This window comes from Brasilonema sp. UFV-L1 (assembly GCF_012912105.1).
Taxonomy (GTDB): Bacteria; Cyanobacteriota; Cyanobacteriia; order Cyanobacteriales; family Nostocaceae; genus Brasilonema.
The window spans coordinates 1-17,594 of the sequence record NZ_QMEA01000137.1 but is presented as its reverse complement, the minus strand read 5'-3'; the positions used below and the strand labels follow the sequence as shown (position 1 = coordinate 17,594).

The 17,594-nt window shown below is 42.0% G+C and carries 20 protein-coding genes; 5 read left to right on the top strand and 15 right to left on the bottom strand.

The genetic code is table 11. The features are described 5' to 3' along the window. Positions 1-328: 328 nt before the first annotated feature. Complete coding sequence (locus tag DP117_RS27565) at positions 329-946, bottom strand: PAP/fibrillin family protein (RefSeq protein WP_169221395.1); 618 nt, start codon at positions 944-946, stop codon at positions 329-331. A gap of 226 nt (positions 947-1,172) precedes the next feature. Here DP117_RS27565 and DP117_RS27560 point away from each other — a divergent pair, with 226 nt between their 5' ends. Together DP117_RS27560 and mraY are read left to right on the top strand one after the other, a co-directional pair. Then, on the top strand, positions 1,173-1,412 hold the full coding sequence (locus tag DP117_RS27560; protein WP_169221394.1) for a DUF3134 domain-containing protein: 240 nt from the start codon (positions 1,173-1,175) through the stop codon (positions 1,410-1,412). An 87-nt stretch (positions 1,413-1,499) separates the two neighbouring features. Continuing rightward, positions 1,500-2,603: a phospho-N-acetylmuramoyl-pentapeptide-transferase gene (gene mraY, locus DP117_RS27555; RefSeq protein ID WP_169221393.1), complete on the top strand. Its 1,104-nt coding sequence runs from the start codon at positions 1,500-1,502 to the stop codon at positions 2,601-2,603. 39 nt (positions 2,604-2,642) lie between these two features. Here mraY and DP117_RS27550 read toward each other — a convergent pair whose 3' ends face one another. The 12 genes from DP117_RS27550 to DP117_RS27495 all read right to left on the bottom strand — a co-directional run bounded on the left by DP117_RS27550 (position 2,643) and on the right by DP117_RS27495 (position 11,726). Continuing rightward, complete coding sequence (locus tag DP117_RS27550) at positions 2,643-3,167, bottom strand: MogA/MoaB family molybdenum cofactor biosynthesis protein (protein WP_169221392.1); 525 nt, start codon at positions 3,165-3,167, stop codon at positions 2,643-2,645. A gap of 101 nt (positions 3,168-3,268) precedes the next feature. After that, on the bottom strand, positions 3,269-3,604 hold the full coding sequence (gene psb28, locus DP117_RS27545) for a photosystem II reaction center protein Psb28 (RefSeq protein WP_169221391.1): 336 nt from the start codon (positions 3,602-3,604) through the stop codon (positions 3,269-3,271). Positions 3,605-3,709: 105 nt separating this feature from the next. Then, entirely contained in the window at positions 3,710-4,162 is a 453-nt protein-coding gene (gene dtd, locus DP117_RS27540) for a D-aminoacyl-tRNA deacylase (protein ID WP_169221390.1), read from the bottom strand. A 171-nt stretch (positions 4,163-4,333) separates the two neighbouring features. Continuing rightward, complete coding sequence (locus DP117_RS27535; RefSeq protein WP_169221389.1) at positions 4,334-4,750, bottom strand: hypothetical protein; 417 nt, start codon at positions 4,748-4,750, stop codon at positions 4,334-4,336. 39 nt (positions 4,751-4,789) lie between these two features. Further along, a complete protein-coding gene (locus DP117_RS27530) occupies positions 4,790-5,500 on the bottom strand; it encodes a Uma2 family endonuclease (RefSeq protein WP_169221388.1) in 711 nt (236 codons plus the stop codon). A 97-nt stretch (positions 5,501-5,597) separates the two neighbouring features. Further along, positions 5,598-6,341 (bottom strand): effector-associated domain EAD1-containing protein, encoded by a 744-nt coding sequence (locus tag DP117_RS27525; protein WP_169221387.1) that lies wholly within the window; start codon positions 6,339-6,341, stop codon positions 5,598-5,600. Between the two features lie 4 nt (positions 6,342-6,345). Next, the gene (locus tag DP117_RS27520) at positions 6,346-7,323 is read right to left on the bottom strand and encodes a CHAT domain-containing protein (protein ID WP_169221436.1); all 978 of its coding nucleotides are present in this window, start codon (positions 7,321-7,323) and stop codon (positions 6,346-6,348) included. Between the two features lie 601 nt (positions 7,324-7,924). Further along, entirely contained in the window at positions 7,925-8,158 is a 234-nt protein-coding gene (locus tag DP117_RS27515; protein ID WP_169221386.1) for a hypothetical protein, read from the bottom strand. Positions 8,159-8,163: 5 nt separating this feature from the next. Beyond that, on the bottom strand, positions 8,164-8,397 hold the full coding sequence (locus DP117_RS27510; RefSeq protein WP_169221385.1) for a hypothetical protein: 234 nt from the start codon (positions 8,395-8,397) through the stop codon (positions 8,164-8,166). A 214-nt stretch (positions 8,398-8,611) separates the two neighbouring features. Continuing rightward, positions 8,612-9,769: a hypothetical protein gene (locus DP117_RS27505; protein ID WP_169221384.1), complete on the bottom strand. Its 1,158-nt coding sequence runs from the start codon at positions 9,767-9,769 to the stop codon at positions 8,612-8,614. 3 nt (positions 9,770-9,772) lie between these two features. Beyond that, on the bottom strand, positions 9,773-10,750 hold the full coding sequence (locus DP117_RS27500; protein WP_169221383.1) for a MoxR family ATPase: 978 nt from the start codon (positions 10,748-10,750) through the stop codon (positions 9,773-9,775). Beyond that, positions 10,743-11,726 carry an effector-associated domain EAD1-containing protein gene (locus tag DP117_RS27495; protein WP_169221382.1) on the bottom strand — a complete coding sequence of 328 codons (984 nt, stop codon included), beginning with the start codon at positions 11,724-11,726 and terminating at the stop codon, positions 10,743-10,745. Before DP117_RS27495 ends, DP117_RS27500 begins: the two co-directional genes overlap by 8 nt. Before the next feature lie 392 nt (positions 11,727-12,118). Here DP117_RS27495 and DP117_RS27490 point away from each other — a divergent pair, with 392 nt between their 5' ends. Together DP117_RS27490 and DP117_RS27485 are read left to right on the top strand one after the other, a co-directional pair. Further along, positions 12,119-12,979, top strand: a complete 861-nt coding sequence (locus tag DP117_RS27490; protein WP_169221381.1) for a DUF4351 domain-containing protein — start codon at positions 12,119-12,121, stop codon at positions 12,977-12,979. Positions 12,980-13,070: 91 nt separating this feature from the next. Further along, entirely contained in the window at positions 13,071-13,325 is a 255-nt protein-coding gene (locus DP117_RS27485; protein WP_169221380.1) for a DUF4351 domain-containing protein, read from the top strand. Here the strand turns inward: DP117_RS27485 and DP117_RS27480 are convergent. Then, positions 13,322-13,975 (bottom strand): Uma2 family endonuclease, encoded by a 654-nt coding sequence (locus tag DP117_RS27480; RefSeq protein WP_169221435.1) that lies wholly within the window; start codon positions 13,973-13,975, stop codon positions 13,322-13,324. The two genes, DP117_RS27485 and DP117_RS27480, sit on opposite strands and share 4 nt — an antisense overlap. Before the next feature lie 235 nt (positions 13,976-14,210). Next, positions 14,211-15,608: a TldD/PmbA family protein gene (locus tag DP117_RS27475; RefSeq protein WP_169221434.1), complete on the bottom strand. Its 1,398-nt coding sequence runs from the start codon at positions 15,606-15,608 to the stop codon at positions 14,211-14,213. Positions 15,609-15,841: 233 nt separating this feature from the next. Between DP117_RS27475 and DP117_RS27470 the strand changes: the two genes are divergently transcribed. Then, a complete protein-coding gene (locus DP117_RS27470; protein WP_169221379.1) occupies positions 15,842-17,494 on the top strand; it encodes a DUF2079 domain-containing protein in 1,653 nt (550 codons plus the stop codon). The last annotated feature ends 100 nt before the right edge of the window (positions 17,495-17,594 follow it).

Genomic DNA, 17,594 nt, shown 5'->3' with positions numbered 1-17,594 from the left:
AAACTACAGTACCGAGGTCAGGATCTGAGGCAGACGAACGTCAGTGCGCAATCGCCACCCAACAAGTCCAAAGAAAAAATCACATGCCTTGCAAATCTGCCCGTTGTGATCTTACAATTTCAGTTTTAAAGCTCAATTCTATGCAGCTTCATGTGAAATTGGTACTGTAAAGCATTACAGGATAAAGGTTATCGGGTGTAGGAAATAGGTTACAGAGTATGTGGTTTAAAGATATTTGACTCTTAATCTGCCACCTGTTATTCTTTATTCCATATTTTTTCAAAAAAGTATGAAGTCTACTTGACAAAGGTCTTGAGATCGCATAACTTCAATGGTCGCAAGAACTCATTGAGGAGGATCTATTAACTTTCGTCAAAACAAATATGCTTCCTTCATTACCCCTACCAATACGCAAATTGTTATCTATATAAGTGATATCTAGCCAACCTTGTTGTTTATCACTGTTTAAAGGAAAATCAATTGCGGTGAGTTTTTTACCAACTTCAATTTGTTGAATAAAACTCTCTGGTGATGTGTACCCTATTAAGCGTTGTAAACCAATAATAGACCGCTCAAATTTTACGTTGATGCGCCGACGTGAAACTGGTTCAAATTTTGCAGCAACGCTGACTAGACCTTCAAATAAAGGTAAGCTATAAGTTTCAGCTATATTGTAAATTCTGTTAGTTTCTACGCGAATGCACTGATAAATTTGACCTAGTTTATATAAGGGTAGATTATCAATGTTTAATAGAGCTTTGCTAGTGGTATACAGTAATCGCCAGTTGCCATTGAGCAAGTCTGTTGCTTCAAATGGAGACGGTGTAGGATTTACATCTTCTAAATTTGCAATTGCTACTAAGATCGCCTGTTTCTCTTGCTCAGTTGCAAGTAGTCCACGGTTTGTACCAGCAATTGCTTCTAATAGGGTCGCTTTTCCTAGCATTGTTTGTCACCTCAGAAAACATGATTAAGTTGAGAAAATATTGATTAACTATGTATAGTGTCATACCTATAAGTTTTGCTCTTTCACCGTTTCCTCTATCTATGATAAATAAAAAATTTTTTGTCGGATTTTTGAGTTAAGAGTTGAATTAACAAGTAAATAGTGCTGTATCAAGTGATAGACTCTTAGTGTCTAACTACCTTCCCGTTATATTGTCTTCGTAGATATGCTAAATTCTCCATTGCACGAGGTACCCCGAAACCAGCGGGCGACTGTAATTCCATTAAAACAAGAGTCCTCACTGCTGGACTGGTTGCAATCAAGCGGTCGTCTTATAGCGCGTGATGTTCACGAGTCTGATTTCCAAGACGACGAAGAAGAGATCTCGGAGTTTTTGAGTACTGAAGATGGAATTGGTGAATATGACTTTGATGACGACGATGATACCGCTCCAGAAGAGGAGTGAATAATCCGGGCTGAAGGTATACTATTGGCACAACTCGTCCCTATTGTTTAGTTTTGCAAGTCAAGTGTGGAGTGAAGGGAAGTTTCCGTGGACGCAAAATTATCTCCTGACCAAGGGTTAAACATCATTAATGGCATAGGTCTGGTCTCTCTACTGGGTGCAAGTCTGGGTGTATCAGCACTGGTGTTAGATGGGATGGCAAACAGATTGCCTTGGCAAGGTGTATCGCTCACCCTGCCATTTTTATTCTGTGCGCTCGCCTCAGCCGCAGTCGGTTTTTGGGTAGTACCACTTCTGCAAGCACTGAAAACGGGGCAAATCATTCGTGAGGATGGTCCTCAGGCTCATCTTAAGAAAGCAGGTACACCGACAATGGGGGGCATATTCTTTGTTCCTGTGGCGGTGATCACTGCTTGTGTGTGGTCTGGCTTTACAACAGAGGTGCTAGCAGTTTCTGCTTTGACATTAAGCTACGGATTGATTGGCTGGATAGATGACTGGCAAATTCTGCGCCGTAAATCTAATAAAGGTATATCTCCTCGGACGAAACTCGCTTTGCAAATCGGTTTTGCAGCGACGTTCTGTCTGTGGCTAATTTTTACTCAACCTTTTGACATTACAAATATCGCTTTGCCTTTGGGTTTTTCTTTACCACTAGGATTACTATTTTGGCCCTTAGCGGGCTTCGTACTAGTGGCAGAAAGTAACGCGACTAACCTTACTGATGGAATTGATGGCTTAGCAGCAGGAACAGTGGCGATCGCACTCCTGACACTAGGTGCTCTTAGCGCCCCCTCCTCGCCTGGATTGATGGTCTTCTGTGCTTGTATGAGTGGCAGTTGTTTAGGGTTTTTGGCTCATAACCGTAACCCAGCCCGTGTTTTCATGGGAGATACTGGTTCCTTGGCTCTTGGAGGGGCTTTAGCAGCCGTGGGACTCCTAACCAACAGCTTAGTTGCACTGTTCATTCTCAGCGGAATATTCTTCGTAGAAACCCTTTCCGTAATGGCACAGGTTAGCTATTACAAAGCTACCAAAGGTCCAGATGGTAAAGGCAAGCGTTTGTTCAAAATGGCACCATTACACCATCATCTAGAACTCTCCGGCTGGTCTGAATTACATGTTGTTGCCTTCTTCTACATAGTTGGTGCAATTTTAGCTGTTGTCAGTTTGACAATTGGTCGGTTCTGATGACCGTAGAAAATGCCTGAAGAAAAAATAACCTCCTCCTCAACCAGAGGGGGTTGTTTTTGATTGGCGTAACTGCCCAACTAAATGAACGAGTTCTGGCAAAATAAGTTTTTCCATCGCCAGCCGCACTGCATTACTGGAACCTGGAAGAGAAAAGATGAGTTTCTGCTGATAAACACCAGCAACGGCGCGAGATGCGATCGCTCGCGAACCTATCTCTTGATAACTTAAAAAACGGAACAACTCACCGAATCCAGGTAGCGTTTTTTCAATCATCCTTTCTAGTGTATCATATGTAGTGTCTCTTGGTGCAATACCTGTGCCACCATTAAATATCACGACATCCAGACTTGATTGCTGCCCTAGTCGTTCGATTTGCTCTTGAATTTGCACAGGTTCATCTTTAAGAATTGTGTAAGCTTCTATAGAATGATTGGCATTGCGGAGTAATTCTTGAATCAGCTGACCACTTTTGTCTGTTTGTTGTGAACGTGTATCGCTGACTGTTACAACAGCGCATTTTACAGCTATACCTGGGGAGTCTGGGTGAGGAATGTGCGTCATAAGTCAAGCATACTGTCCATGATCGTTAGTTGTTAGTTGTTAGTTGTTAGTTATTGGTTGTTGGACTAACCACTAACCACTAACTGATGACTAATAACTACTCAAGATTTATTGAATTCCAGACCATTCTCTTTAGCATACCTCTCCATAAACCGCATAAAGCGGTCCCACTCCTCTTTGGATTTCATCAGATAAGTCGCTTCTAATGCTTCTGGCTTACCGTTTACGAATTTACCCTTGACTTCGCGGGTGACAAGTTCTCCCTCTTCGTCAATCATGTACATCCCTGTAATTTCTTCTGTGTTGCTACTACTCAACGCTTTGGGATTTTGGAAGATAAACGTTGCTGTTGCACTGTCACCACTGCGCGATCGCGTCAGGCGCACATCTGGAATGATTTCTTCGCTGATACCTCTGGAGAACTCAATTTTAGCCATGACTGGGTGAATTTAAACTTTTGTTATCGTTAGTTTAATATTCTCTCATCATTTCGTACTCAGCAGTCTAGCTAATGGTGATCTTTTTATTTTACGTATAAGTACTTAAGTCGCTTCTCGCTCTAGTAACAAAGTCACAGGACCATCATTTTCAATCGAGACTTGCATCATTGCCCCAAATCGACCTGTTTCTACCTTGAGACCGCTTTCACGCAACTTGTCTACAAAGTAATTATACAAATCTTCCGCTAATTTGGGAGCGGCTGAGCGGTCAAAGGAGGGACGGCGACCTTTGCGACAATCCCCGTAAAGTGTAAACTGACTGACAACTAGTAACTCGCCGCTTATCTCTTGTACAGATTTTTGCCAACGTTCATCTCCTTCTGGTTCTGGAAACAAGCGTAATTCCAAACACTTACGCACCATCCAGTCAAGTTCAACATGGGTGTCAGTATCAGCAATACCTACGAGCAAGTTTAACCCTCGCCCAATTTTACCAATAATTTCACCGTTGACAGTGACTTGAGATGATTTTACTCGTTGGATAACGACACGCATATTAAAGCAGGAGTCAGGAGTCAGGAGTCAGGAGTCAGGAGTCAGGAGTCAGGAGTCAGGAGTCGTGACGTCAGGAGTCAGGAGTCAGGAGTAAAACAGGCTTTATATCTAGTTTTTAAACTTAGGCAGTGTACTTTATTTACTTACAAACTGCTGTGAAGCTAATGAAGTTTATTCAAACACATATTGTTCTGCGACTTTCCAATATCGGGAGAAGCGCTTCAAGTCAATGTAGCCATCGTAATCAAAAAATGGTTCTACTTCAAAGACTTCTAGTTCCAAAGAATGCTCAATTTTATCGCAGATAGCATCAAACCGGGGGCTTGGACTGTTTGCTGTGACAACTTTCCTGGTATTATGTTCTTTGGCAAAGGCTAAAACTTCTTTCGCCACATCGCCACGGCGAATGATAACGGGTAATTCTAGCAAGCATTCGTAGATAAAAGCGAGACGTTTGAGGCTGAGTTGCCATTCTTCAATTAAAGCATCATCCCAAACCCAGATGGCGGGTGCTTCTGGATATTCTTGTAGTGCAGGGTTTTCGGGACTTAGGCAATCTCCGTGTATCCAAATAATTGGCTGACTCATTATATTTTAGATTTTATTGTGGTTCTTAATTTAGCGAATTTAGGCTTTATCTAATGCTTGTGATAACTGCTTGACAAATGTACTGTGTTCTGTTGAATTGAGTCCTTGTTGCAGCAGTGCTAAAACTTTAGTCATGTTTCCTGTAAGGAGTGCTGGTAAAGCTAACCATAAACCAGGAAACACTTGACTTTTGATAACTCCATCTGTATCTACTTTTAGTGGGACATATTCGCCGTTTTGCAAGCTGAACCAGTCTAATCTATTATCCAAGACTTGCCAGACGATATACTCTTGAACACCATTGCGACGGTAAGCTCGTTTTTTATCATGTAAGTCAATTGATGCGCTACTGGCTGCTACTTCTGCGACTAACTCGGGTGCGCCTTCGATATAGTCATCGTTACTGATGCGTGCTTGTCCTCCCAATTGTTCATCTATTAACAATACAGCATCAGGTTGTAGTTCGTTATCTAAATCTAAGCGTACTGTGGGATTATTTCCTAAATCTATGCTTGGAGTGTAAACTTGATAAATTCCCAACCAGGTAATTAGATGTGCATGAGGTTCTGCATGACTTCTAAAACGTACTGGTGATGCTAAGTAAACGACTCCTTCTATTAATTCTGCTTTTTTAATATGAGGCATAGCGGTATAACGACGCTCAAATTCGTGGCGGGTGAGTCTGTCCCCACTTTCTAATGGTGGGATGCGATCGCCTATTGTTGAGTTATCTTTGATAGAAGCACTCATGAGCCGAGTCCTTAATATAAGTTCTGTTTCTCGCTTTACTTTTAGCAAACAATAGTCGAATTATTCTATAAAACTAAACTGAAAAATTAGGCGATCGCTAGCCACCCCGCATTTGTTCATCAAATCTCCGCAAATCTGGGTTACCAAGATTGTCTTTACGAGCAGCAATTAATAGCTCTTCCAGTCGCCCTTCAGCATTAGCCCATTCTATCAGGTTGGATACTACTTCTGAGTGGTTTGCACCTCCTGCGATCGCATCTAAATTCTCATCTAATTTGAAGCGAATCATCTGCTTGAGTTTTGCTGTGGTAGGAAATCCACTCAGGAGTGCTTTGTGGAATTGCTGCAAGCGTTCTCCATTGAACCATAATTCAGTTGGTGGTTGAGGTGATGATTGAGTTTGGGTAATTCCCCATACCAAGTTATTTAATGCTTGAATATCATCAAGATTTGTAGAAAACTCTACCCATCTATACTCTTTTAAAAAGACTAATTTTTCGGGGAGTTGAGTCACGCCAGGAAGGAGAACAGGAATCAAAGGGATATCTTTTTCGACACATCTTGTTGTTAATGAGCGTAATTCCATTGTCTGCCATTTTCCTAATCCTTTTAAACCAATAAAGATGACGGCAGATTTGACGAGTGGAATTGCTTTTTGGATTTCGTCTTGAAATGATCTTCCTGGTGGAATTTGTTCTTCATCAAGCCATATCTTAATACCGCGTTCCTTGAGTTGATTGGCTATGGCTCTCACTTCGGGTTTGTCTGCACTGTTGTGTGCGAGGAAGACATCAAATTCTTCGGTTTCAGGTTGTGCTTGGGTATCTGATATTTCTGGCATATCATTAATTACAATTTATTTTTGATTTAATATTTTCCAAATCAGCCGAGTACTTCCCTCTTTTAAAGACAATTTCAAGTTCGGAGCAGATTTTACAAAGTGCTTGTTTGTTACCTATACTATGCAAATAGCTAATTAGCTCTAAGGCAAAGTCAGCATCGGTGGATTGCCTTAAAAATCCAAGTTGATTTGGTTCAATTCCAATTTTTACACAAAGAGCTTTTCGCGCCGAATATTCTGCACGTCCACTACGTATTAAGAGTTCTGTAAGTACTTCTCTGTCAGAGTCGTTTAGTTCTTGATCTAACTCAGACGCTAGTTCACTGGGGACTGGAGGTTGGTCTTTAGATCCATAAAAAGGCTTCTTCTTAAGAGTTGGGGTTAGTTGCTCTGGAATACCTGCTAACCTAATTGCAGCACAACCAAATTTGTAGGCAAACTCAATTGAATGCCCTGCTCCTAAAGCATCGTAAAAACCCACAGCAAATTCAATTGCTGCTCTATCTCCAATCGCTTTTTTCATGCCAATCACATAGTTAATATGTTGAGCGATCGCGTTCGCCTGCACCTCTGAGTAACAGCCATTGAGCACCACACACTCAATGTGATTCGCAAACAATTGAAATAATCCAGCCAGTGCATCTCCACTCACTAGCTTGGACTGCCCACTTTCATCCTCAAAAACCAATCCTTCTTCCCCTAGGCCATGTCCCGAAAAATGGACTATTTGGGGATTACAATCTAGAAATGCCCTTGGGATATCCCTCGGTCGGACTGCCCACTTCTGTTCTAAGACAAACTGATCGCGGTGTTTGGCTCGTTGCAATCCAGCATCAATTTCACGTACCTCCTCATCCAAACGCAGTGGTGTTGTGCTTTTAGGATTTGCTGCCAGAATCAGAATTTTTTGGCCCTTTTGATTGTGGTAGAGATCGGGAGTGTCTTCTGGCAGATCAGGAAGCTCTTCAATTTCCTGACGCATCGCGATGAACCATTCCCGCTCCCCTCTCCCTAAACTAGGATTAGCTTCTGCTTCATCCAACCACTCTTTTGCCTTTACCGGATCTAGAAAATTGAGTGCAGTCAGTTGTTGCGCCCGTTCTAATTCAACTCGATCTGCCCAAGGTGAATGATACTCGACATACTGCCAAAGCAGCGTAGCAACATCTTGAATTCGTTGTCTTGCATCTTCCCTTCTCATCAACTCCTGCAACAACTCATTGCGAGTTTCTGACTCGATTTCATATAGTTCTGCGTCAATTTCACGACACAGCCCAGAAGTGAGAAACTCAAACTCGACTGTATGAGAAAGTTGCTCTGGCGGATCAAGAATGAAGTTAATTCGGAGAAAGTGCAGCAACTCAGGATTTAAGGCAACGGGCATGGCAGCGTGATACGCCAATTGCAAGGCTACATCCCCATCCTTACCACATCTACGCTTAAAGTCATTCAAACGCCGCTCTACAAGTTTGCTCGACATGGTGAGAGTTAGGTAGATAAAGAGTTTATGGTGTCATTGCGAACGCTCCACTACGTTCTGCTCGCAATGACAACTTATCATCTCTACAAGTTAAGACACAATGTTAGGCACTGATTGAAAAAACATCTTCAGCCACTTTTGGTAAATCAATAGGCACAAAATAATTTTCTGGATATAGATAATCCTCTTGTGATTCATCAATCACTCGCATCATGTGATGCTCAATAGCTTTACTATCAGGAATGACCTGATATATTTTTCGCACTTCCAAGGATGCGGCGTAATTCTCATTTTTGATGCAGACGACAAATTGTGTTTTGATAGCATTTTCACTCATAATAGTTAATTCAAAATATACTTTATTTTGATTTCTTTTTTACCAATGCCGTGTGCTTCATACCAATGAAGTTCAGCCTCGCAAACAGTGCCATCATTTAAGCTGATAGTTGCTATTCCTTTAAGTTTTCTCCATCTACTAGAACCATAAGCTTTTCGCAGGCGCTCTAACTCACGAATCGAATTACCAACTGCAATGATTTCTATGTTGGTAATTTCTCCAATGATTTCAAAATCCAATGATAACTTCCTATTTGACTTGAGGAGGTGAAAGGTAAAATTTGAAATAATAAAGCTTTCTTAATTTTACCTTTTCTCCCCATTCCAAAATCCAAAATCTACAATTGATTTAATTGATATGTAGTTGGAGTGTCAGGAGGCTGAGCCTCCTTGCATTGCGTTCCCAGACTGAGCCTGGGAACGAGGGTTGATCTTTTCTTACTTTATAGAGTACTCATAGAGGTTTTTCTATTATATATTGATGTCCACGTAGCACATTCACCGCCTGCTGAATGCCCTCCCGATTCAAAGGAAACATCGGCACATGGCGTGCAATCTGGGCAGCGGTGTTATCCTTCCAATATGACTTAGGCAGGGGATTCAGCCAAACATAGTTTAAAGTGTAAGCGCGGAGTGCTTTGATAAAAGAGATGGTATCTAACAGACGCACGACGTTGTAGTATTTACGCACAGCACCAGCATCACTCATCACTACCACAAATGCATCGCTGGCATATTTTTGAAGAACTTCCTCCAACGCAATAGGAGAGAGCAAATCAGGATCTTCATACAGATAACCTGTTTTGAGGGGAGTTATCTGAGGCAAAATGGTATCAAGAACTGGAAAGAGTTTGTCACCCTCTAGCACTTGCTCATCAGCACCTTCAGCAGGAACGTTGTGGAAGTAATAAATTGCTGTTTCTTCCAATCTCCCTGCTTGTTGAATTGCTCTGCAAACTTCTTCACAAAAGCGATGGAAAGCAGTCATTGAACCCTGACGATCCACAAGCATTAGTAACCGCGCAACGTTGCGGCGTCTCGGTCTTAACACAACAGAAGTTGCAAATCCCTGTTGACAACGACGCGCAATTGTGAGTTCTACATCCAGTTCTGTTGCTGCTCCCACCCGCACAGGGCGGCGTAAGCGCCGCCAAGTTTGAGCGACTTCTCGATAGGTTAATGGAAACTGCGGTACGAAGATAAACCGACGTTCAGAAAGTTGCACATCCTTTAAGGAAATGGGAGGTAAGCCGCTACGAGATTCGGTGACAATCTCGTCATGTTCCTGAGGTTCCGGAATGTCTTGATACGGCTTTTTTTTTGATGAGTCTGTCGCATCAGAATTGTTTTCTACTTGCACAGAAGACAATTGCCAATCTTCGTTCTTTGGTGCAAGTTGGTTAAACAGGGCAGTGATAATTTCCTGTTCTTGGCGCGACTTCGCCCACAGGAAATTGCATAGATCCCGCAGTGCTTCTTGTGATGTCCAACCAAAGCCAGCTTGCAAAGACTGTCGCAGCGTTTCATAGTCATCAGGTGTGAGTGGAAACCCACGACGGCGTAGCTTTTGAAATAACTCCCAGAGAAACGCGGGTAACTTGGGTTGCTTCACTACTTAACAAGAGCCTCCATTGCGCGTTGGCGTTCGCGAAGCGCCTGCTTTCAGCAGATCGCTCTCTTGTTTAAGCAACGCTCCCAAATATGGCAATTTGTCAAGTTCCTCTACTGGAGTTTTTACCGCTTCCAAATAACCCACCCAGTCCAGCAGTTCACTTAAACCCGGTCGCTTGCTAAGATCAAGTTTGCGAAGTTCTAACAAAACTGCGATCGCTTTGTCGCTCAATTCTTGGTTAGAAATTTGGTGAGTTGCTAAAACCTGTTGCAAATCCTCCTCTGTTTCGGGAAATTCAACGTAGTGAAAAATGCATCGGCGCAAAAACGCTGTTGGTAATGCTTTTTCTTCATTGTGCGTGACAAACACGATTGGGCGTAATGCTGGGTTGTCGCCAACGGCGTAATATATTTCTGGAGCTTCAGTAACGCGAAATTCCAACCGATCCAACTCCCATAACAAATCATTGGGAAAATCGAGATCAGCTTTGTCGATTTCGTCTATCAGCACGACTGAACGACGCCCATATTGAGCGCGGGCGATCGCTCTCCCCAAAGGACCTAATTGAATATAGTTCTTAATTTCTCGACTATGCAATCCTTCAGATCCTAACTGAGCATCATAAAGCCGATTGACAGCATCGTAGGTGTAAAGTAAATCTTGGGCACGACTGGTAGACTTGATATAACTGACTTCTAAAGGTAAACCCAAGGCATAGGCGACAGCGTAGGCTAAGCGTGTTTTACCACAACCAGGTTCACCTTGTAATAGTAAAGGACGACCGAGGGCGATCGCCAAATTAACTGCTTCAACTAACTTGTCATCAGGTAAATAAGGTTCCTTATATATTGTTATCGTCTTTTTTGCAGGGTTTTCTTCAGATACTGTGATTTCCAGAGTTTCGATTTTACGAGAGTCCTCCAAGGATTCGTAAGCGATGGTGGAGTAGTTAGTAGAGGTATCAATAGAGCGTTTAAACATCAGCTAAAATCTCAAGTTCTTGTAGAAAAGCTTCTGCTGAAAGGTTTTGTTGTAAAAGTTTAATAGCGTACTCTAAATGCTCATAAACTAACCTAGTATTTAAGCATTCACTCTCAAGACATTCATCAATCATATATCGCTTCCACTTATTTCTATCTTCTTCTGTCCATCCCAAATTATCTGTCACCTCAAGAATCCATTCATGAGCATCCGCTTTTGTGAACTGTGGAGGTGTTAGCTGAGTGACATCTTGTGGAAAAAATTTGTATTCACTGCTCACCATAATAATGATGAAACGGTGTTCAAAAGAATTTTGAGTATCTTGAAACTCAGCCGAAATTTTTTCCCAGAATTCATTGCTTGACTTGAAGTCAGACACAGCAACTCGAATTGGACAAATGACATCGCCTTTTTGTAGAAGTCTTTTGTATCGTTTCATTGTCGTTACTGCTGTGTCTACAGAAGTGCGATAATTATCCAATGTCAAAGGCTGTTTGTTGTCAGTGTGACTTTTACCAATTCTTTCCTTCAAACGTTCGCAGAAGTATATCAAAAAAGGATCTTGGTTATAGGGAACAGCGAGTCCAACAAGTCCCTGTTTGTCTTCTAATATGTTCAAACAGCTTCTAATTAATTCGCCCAAGTCAAATGTGCATGGATTCATCAATCTATAGGATTGTTTTGTTGTAGTCTGCCCTTGCAACAGTTCTTCACAAATTCTCTTCAACTCCGGATTACCGGGATTACCATCACGGTCTTTATCACGTACAGCAATTAGTAAATTTTCCAGATTCGCATTAGTTTCAGCCCATTCAATTAGTTTGAAGACGACTTCCTCATCGTTTTCACCTGTTGCGATCGCGTCCAAATTCTGATCTAATCCGAAGCGAACCATCTGTTTCAATTTTGCTCGATTAGGAAACGCACTGAGTAGTGCTTCTTTTAACTGTCGGAACTGTGTACCCTTTAGCTGCATCGTGGCTGAGTCAGGTTAGTCAATATATACTTTAATAAACTAAAACACATTCAAATTGTATATTTTCGGTCGCGTGTAGGTGTGAATTCTTTGTATAGCCGTTTGAAATTGAGTGTAATGCAGATCGTTTGTAGGGGCACAGCAATGCTGTGCCCCTACCTTGTGGTGTATGCTTCCGCCTCAGACTCGAAACTTCCACTTCAAAACTTCTAACTTTCACTCTTCAACCTCAGTCTTGGGTTTTGTTGGGTTGCGCTATCTGCTTACGGAAATGCAGTGGCGTTTGCTTAACCCAACCTACGATTATTATGAACTAAATAATTTCTATTCAAAAATCTTGTTGAGAGCAACTAAATAATAAAATTATATCAGTGTCAATTAGATTTTTATTTGTGAGCTACGACAACGTTTGTAAAATATTAGCTGAAAAATACCCAACCGATTTTGCGCGTTGGTTGCTAGCGGTTGAACCACGCAGCATCGAAGTTTTAAAAACAGAATTGAGCATTGAACCAATTCGCGCTGATTCTTTGACATTTCTGCAAACAGAAAACCGCATCTTACACATCGAATTTCAAACCATAACAAAGTCTAAAACCCCGATTTCTTTTCGGATGCTGGATTATTCAGTCAGATTGATACGTCAATATAAAGTCCCTGTCACGCAAGTCGTCATTTTTTTACAACAAACAAATGACGAAATTGCCTTCACTGAAGAATATCGCAGTGAAACGACAACTCATCGCTATCGCGTTTTGCGGATGTGGGAACAAGATTCAGGGCAATTTCTCAATAATCCTGCACTCTTACCGTTGGCACCGTTAACGCAAACAAGCTCACCTCAAGCGTTATTATCACAGGTTGCCCAGAGCGTTGCTAGAATTTCGGATAGGGAGACAAGGCAGAATATTGCAGCATGTACACAAATATTAGCGGGTTTGAAATTTGAGAAAAACTTGATTCGTCAATTTTTGAGCGAGGATATTATGCAAGAGTCAGTCATTTATCAGGATATTTTGCACAAGGGAGAACAGAAGGGAGAACAGAAGGGAGAACAGAGGGGAGAACAAAAAGAAGCACTTAGATTTTGTCTATCTTTACTTGATGAACGCTTTGGTGAAATTGATTCGTCAATTATTGAGCGAGTTCAAGTTTTCAAGAAAGAACAGCTAGAAGCTTTAGGTAGAGCACTTTTTAGAATGTCATCAATCGCTGATTTAGTGACTTGGCTAGACGAACAAGAAAGCAATTAACTTGTAGATAGTTCAATTATAGGAGGCAGAGCCTCCTGTATGGCACTCCCACGCAGAGCATGGGAGCGAGAGATTTTTGAGCGAGGATGTTATGCAAGAGTCAGTCATTTATCAGGATATTTTGCACAAGGGAGAACAAAAGGGAGAACAGAAGGGAGAACAAAAAGAAGCACTTAGATTCTGTCTGTCTTTACTTGATGAACGCTTTGGTGAAATTGATTCGTCAATTTTTGAGCGAGTTCAAGTTTTCAAGAAAGAACAGCTAGAAGCTTTAGGTAGAGCGCTTTTTAGAATGTCATCAATCGCTGATTTAGTGACTTGGCTAGACGAACAAGAAAGCAATTAACTTTTAGATACAGCAATCTGCTGTCTCACCCAAGCACGAAAAGCGCGGGTTGTCTTCATTTCTCCATTCTTTTTAGTTTCTTGAATAAACCGGGGAATTTCCTTTACTGGTACGGGTGCAAAAGTCGGGCTAGTTTCAACTTCTGTGTATTGCCCATCATTCCCATGATTAAGTATATAAATTCGTAATACACTGCCGTTGTATCGCCAGAATTCTGGCACACCAATTGCTGTGTAAATTTTTGATTTATCAACTTTGGGTTTGGAGTATTCAACCTCTAACACTAAGTCTGGCGGTGGATCAATGGCTAAATCTATGTTTTCCCTGTTCCTTACTCTAGATTCATTCTGAATATAGTAGCTGCTATCTGGTTCACCTCCTCGCTCTACATTATCCCGTGTTAAAGTTAGCGAACCAGCACGTTTAAACTCCAAGCCAAACTCTTCACACAACGCAACAACAAAACCTTCGATAATGCGGTTAGAGTTTTCGTGCGGCATCAGTGGTGTCATAATTTCTAATATTCCGTTGTCATAAGCAAGTCGGTTTTTTCGCTCCGAACCCATTTCTGCCAGCATGGTTTTAAATGTTTGCCAGCTGATGTTTGATAGTATTGTCCTAGTTTCTGCGGGTGTTGCCGTTGTAACCATCATTTACCTTCCTCGTTCCCTGGTTCTGTCAGGGGATGATAACTGTGGACTGCTGCCTTAATATAATTATGGGAAGCAGTGTTTATGAATAAATTATTCCGTAGGGTGTGTTATGGCATAACCATTCTCGTTTCCAGCAATTGTCTTTTTAGCTGTAACGCACCGGCTTTTTTGGTGCGTTACGCTTCGCGATAACACACCCTACGCATTGTTAAAATTTATTTTATAAACCCCTCTAAGCTGCTTCTCCCCCGACAACCACATCACGTATCCTTAAACTAGGACCACCGCAACCTACAGCTAAACCATTTTGCCCACCTTTTCCGCAACCGCCAGACTCATCCCAGTAAAAGTCATCGCCGATCGCCTCAATATCTGCCAAAGTTTGAAAAACATTCCCTGAAAGCGTCACATCTTTGACTGGTTCGGCAATCTTACCATTTCTAATCATCCACGCTTCCCCAGCGCTAAAGGTAAACATTTCTCCATTCGTCATTCCACCTAACCAGTTACGGGCATAAACTCCTTCTTTTATACCGTTGAATAAGTCCGCAACTGGCGTTTTACCCGGTTCAATCCAGGTATTCGTCATCCGTACAATCGGAGGAAAGTGATAATTGAGACACCTTGCATTCCCTGTTGGCGCTTCGTCCAATTTGCCAGCTGTTTCGCGGGAATGCAAACGTCCTATCAAAATTCCATCTGAAATCAGTTGGGTTGTGGTTGCAGGTGTGCCTTCATCATCATAAAAGTAGCTACCACGATGTCCTTGTGGTGCAGCACCATCAAAAATCTGCAATTCTTCTGGTCCAAATCGCCGCCCAATGGTCATGACTTCCAATAAGTCTGGATTTTCATAAGCCATATCAGCTTCAGAAAGATGTCCAAAAGCTTCGTGAACAAATAACCCAGACAGAATTGGGTCAATAACTACAGTATAAGTGTTGCCTTTGACTGATGGCAAAGATAAAGCTGCAACTGCTCTTTGTGCTGCGTTTTTGACTTGTTCATCCAATGTGAGCAAATCTTCAAAGGCTTTGCGCGAACCAGTTGTTTCTCTTCCTGTTTGCACAGTTTCGCCGTTTTTTGCTGTGGCGGCAAAGCGCATTTCCATGTCTACCCAAGATTGTTCAATCAAAGTTCCTTCACTCGTGGCGAGGATAACTCTTTGGGCGGTGTCTCCATAACGAACAGAGGTGGTGGTAATCCGGCTGTCAACGCTTTTGAGTAATTCTGTGTAGCGATCGCATAATTCTTTTTTCTTCGTCAACGAAATCTGCCGGGGGTCAGTTCCAGTTAATGGAAGAATGCATACTGCTTGCACGATGTCAATTGGTGCTAAGACAGTTTCTTCATCACCAACAATTTTGGCAGCGGTAATGGCTTCTTCAATGCGATCGCCAATTGTCGCCAGCTGGTTAAAGCTGCTAAAACCCCATCCACCTTTGTAACATGCGCGAATTTGTCCACCAATGGAGATACCTTCACTAAGGCTTTCTACCTTGTCGCCACGTAAGAAGATATCAGTTCCTTCGGCTTGTTCAAGGCGAATCATCAGATAATCTACACGGGATGAGTAGCGCTTGAGTAAGTCAGAAAGTAAATTTTGAGCGTCAGCAAGTAAAGTCGGCATTTGTGGAACACAGAACAATGAGGAACTGCCTTCATTGTGCAATGCCAGCAGGTGTTGTCTACCACTAAATGACAAGATTTCTTGCAAAAATGAAATATGTCATGTTGAGCGTACCTCTTTCGTTTCTCGTTCCTATGCAGACCATAAGAATGAGAGAACAATAGAGCGTGTGTGGGAAACAACGTCTTACAATAAAAATTTCCCCCGTTTGCTTAAACCAGGGTCAGTGAGTGATGTTGTCTAAATTACGAAACAAGCTGCGACTAACCTCAGAGTTGAACTCAAAAACACGCACTGATATTAACTTTGTCTTGCCGTTGGCAGCAGTTTTCTTTATTCTTTGTCTTATAATCACCCTAAATCGTTATTACAGTTTTTACGCTTCTTTCGATCAAGGAATTTTTAACCAAGTTTTCTGGAATAATCTTCACGGTCGATTTTTTCAAAGTTCGCTTTCTTCAAGTCTTTCCACTAATGTTGTTCATTCTGGAGAAGTTGCGACTGTCTATTACCACCGCCTCGGTCAACACTTTACTCCAGCGTTGTTGCTTTGGCTACCAATTTATGCCCTGTTTCCCTCTCCGGCGACTTTAGGAGTTTTACAGGTTATATTTATCACTGCTGCGGGTTTGGTTTTATACGTACTGGCACGACAGTATCTAGAACCACGATTAGCAGTGATGATAACTGCCAGCTTTTACGCCGCTAATGCTGTTATTGGTCCCACTTTGAGTAACTTTCATGACATTAGTCAAATTCCTTTGTTTGTCTTTGGCTTGTTACTCGCGATGGAAAAACGTTGGTGGTGGCTGTTTTGGCTGCTAGCCGTTTTGATTTTGGTAGTCCGGGAAGATGCTGGTGTGAATGTATTCAGTGTTGGTGTTTACATGATTTTAAGTAAACGCTTTCCCCGGATTGGACTAGCTGCATGTATTCTTAGTTTTGGTTACATGTTGGTTCTGACTAATGCAATTATGCCCTTGTTTTCTGAGGATATTTCCCGGCGGTTCATGTTGGAACGGTTTGGACAATTTGCAGATGGAGATGAAGCCTCTACTCTGGAAATTATTTGGGGGATGATAAGCAATCCTTGGCGATTGATTGTAGAACTTGTCACGCCAGTAGACCGGACAATTAAATATTTACTCGGTCAATGGTTACCGTTGGCGTTTGTACCTGCTGTTTCTGGTGCATCTTGGATGGTTGCTTTTTTCCCACTGTTGAAACTTTTTTTGGGTAAAGGAGAGACAGTGCTAGCAATCAATGTTCGCTATGCTTTGACTGTCGTTCCAGGATTATTTTACGGTGCTATTCTTTGGTGGTCACAGCATCCAAAAAGATTTAAGCTGTCATTTCGCCGTTTTTGGGTTGTCTGTATTAGTCTTTCTTTATTATTTTCCTATACTTCCAGTAGTTCTAGCTTAAATAGAGCATTTTATTTTCTACTACCAGATTCGTTTAATCCTCTAGTGTATGTGTCTTTACCTCAACAATGGCGTCATGTTTTGCAGTTTCGCCCTATACTTGGACAAATTCCACCAGAGAGAAGTGTTTCTGCAACGACTTATCTTGTTCCTCACCTTTCTAGTCGCCGGGAAATCATTCGCTTACCTGCACTAGAACTGCGAAATGATGCACGCCAAGTTGTAAAAGTTGATTATGCGATCGCAGACCTTTGGCAATTACAACAGTATCAACCAGCATTCAAAGAAGAGCGTAATCTTTTACGGGAACTCTTACAACTGTTTGACCAGCTCACTCAGACTCAGGAATATGGAATTATTGATTTTAGAGATGGTGTTATTTTACTTCAAAAAGCTGCTACTTCTAATCCACAAGCAACAGCCGCTTGGTTAGCTTTTCGCCAACAGCTTGGGAAAAAATAAAGACAAAACAGGGCAAGATGAAGAGAGGAGAGGGGGAGAGGGGGAGATGGGGAACTCACCGGCCCCCACGGAGGAGCCAGTGCGGTCTTGGGGTCTCCCC

Bases quoted from the DNA above. Each gene is read 5' to 3' on its own strand.
- DP117_RS27530 (WP_169221388.1), bottom strand. From the start codon at position 5,500: ATGAGTGCTTCTATCAAAGATAACTCAACAATAGGCGATCGCATCCCA.
- DP117_RS27485 (WP_169221380.1), top strand. From the start codon at position 13,071: ATGCAAGAGTCAGTCATTTATCAGGATATTTTGCACAAGGGAGAACAA.
- DP117_RS27475 (WP_169221434.1), bottom strand. From the start codon at position 15,608: ATGCCGACTTTACTTGCTGACGCTCAAAATTTACTTTCTGACTTACTC.
- DP117_RS27535 (WP_169221389.1), bottom strand. From the start codon at position 4,750: ATGAGTCAGCCAATTATTTGGATACACGGAGATTGCCTAAGTCCCGAA.
- DP117_RS27550 (WP_169221392.1), bottom strand. From the start codon at position 3,167: ATGACGCACATTCCTCACCCAGACTCCCCAGGTATAGCTGTAAAATGC.
- DP117_RS27565 (WP_169221395.1), bottom strand. From the start codon at position 946: ATGCTAGGAAAAGCGACCCTATTAGAAGCAATTGCTGGTACAAACCGT.
- psb28 (WP_169221391.1), bottom strand. From the start codon at position 3,604: ATGGCTAAAATTGAGTTCTCCAGAGGTATCAGCGAAGAAATCATTCCA.
- DP117_RS27515 (WP_169221386.1), bottom strand. From the start codon at position 8,158: ATGAGTGAAAATGCTATCAAAACACAATTTGTCGTCTGCATCAAAAAT.
- DP117_RS27470 (WP_169221379.1), top strand. From the start codon at position 15,842: ATGTTGTCTAAATTACGAAACAAGCTGCGACTAACCTCAGAGTTGAAC.
- DP117_RS27480 (WP_169221435.1), bottom strand. From the start codon at position 13,975: ATGGTTACAACGGCAACACCCGCAGAAACTAGGACAATACTATCAAAC.
- DP117_RS27525 (WP_169221387.1), bottom strand. From the start codon at position 6,341: ATGCCAGAAATATCAGATACCCAAGCACAACCTGAAACCGAAGAATTT.
- DP117_RS27560 (WP_169221394.1), top strand. From the start codon at position 1,173: ATGCTAAATTCTCCATTGCACGAGGTACCCCGAAACCAGCGGGCGACT.
- DP117_RS27495 (WP_169221382.1), bottom strand. From the start codon at position 11,726: ATGCAGCTAAAGGGTACACAGTTCCGACAGTTAAAAGAAGCACTACTC.
- DP117_RS27500 (WP_169221383.1), bottom strand. From the start codon at position 10,750: ATGTTTAAACGCTCTATTGATACCTCTACTAACTACTCCACCATCGCT.
- dtd (WP_169221390.1), bottom strand. From the start codon at position 4,162: ATGCGTGTCGTTATCCAACGAGTAAAATCATCTCAAGTCACTGTCAAC.
- DP117_RS27520 (WP_169221436.1), bottom strand. From the start codon at position 7,323: ATGCGTCAGGAAATTGAAGAGCTTCCTGATCTGCCAGAAGACACTCCC.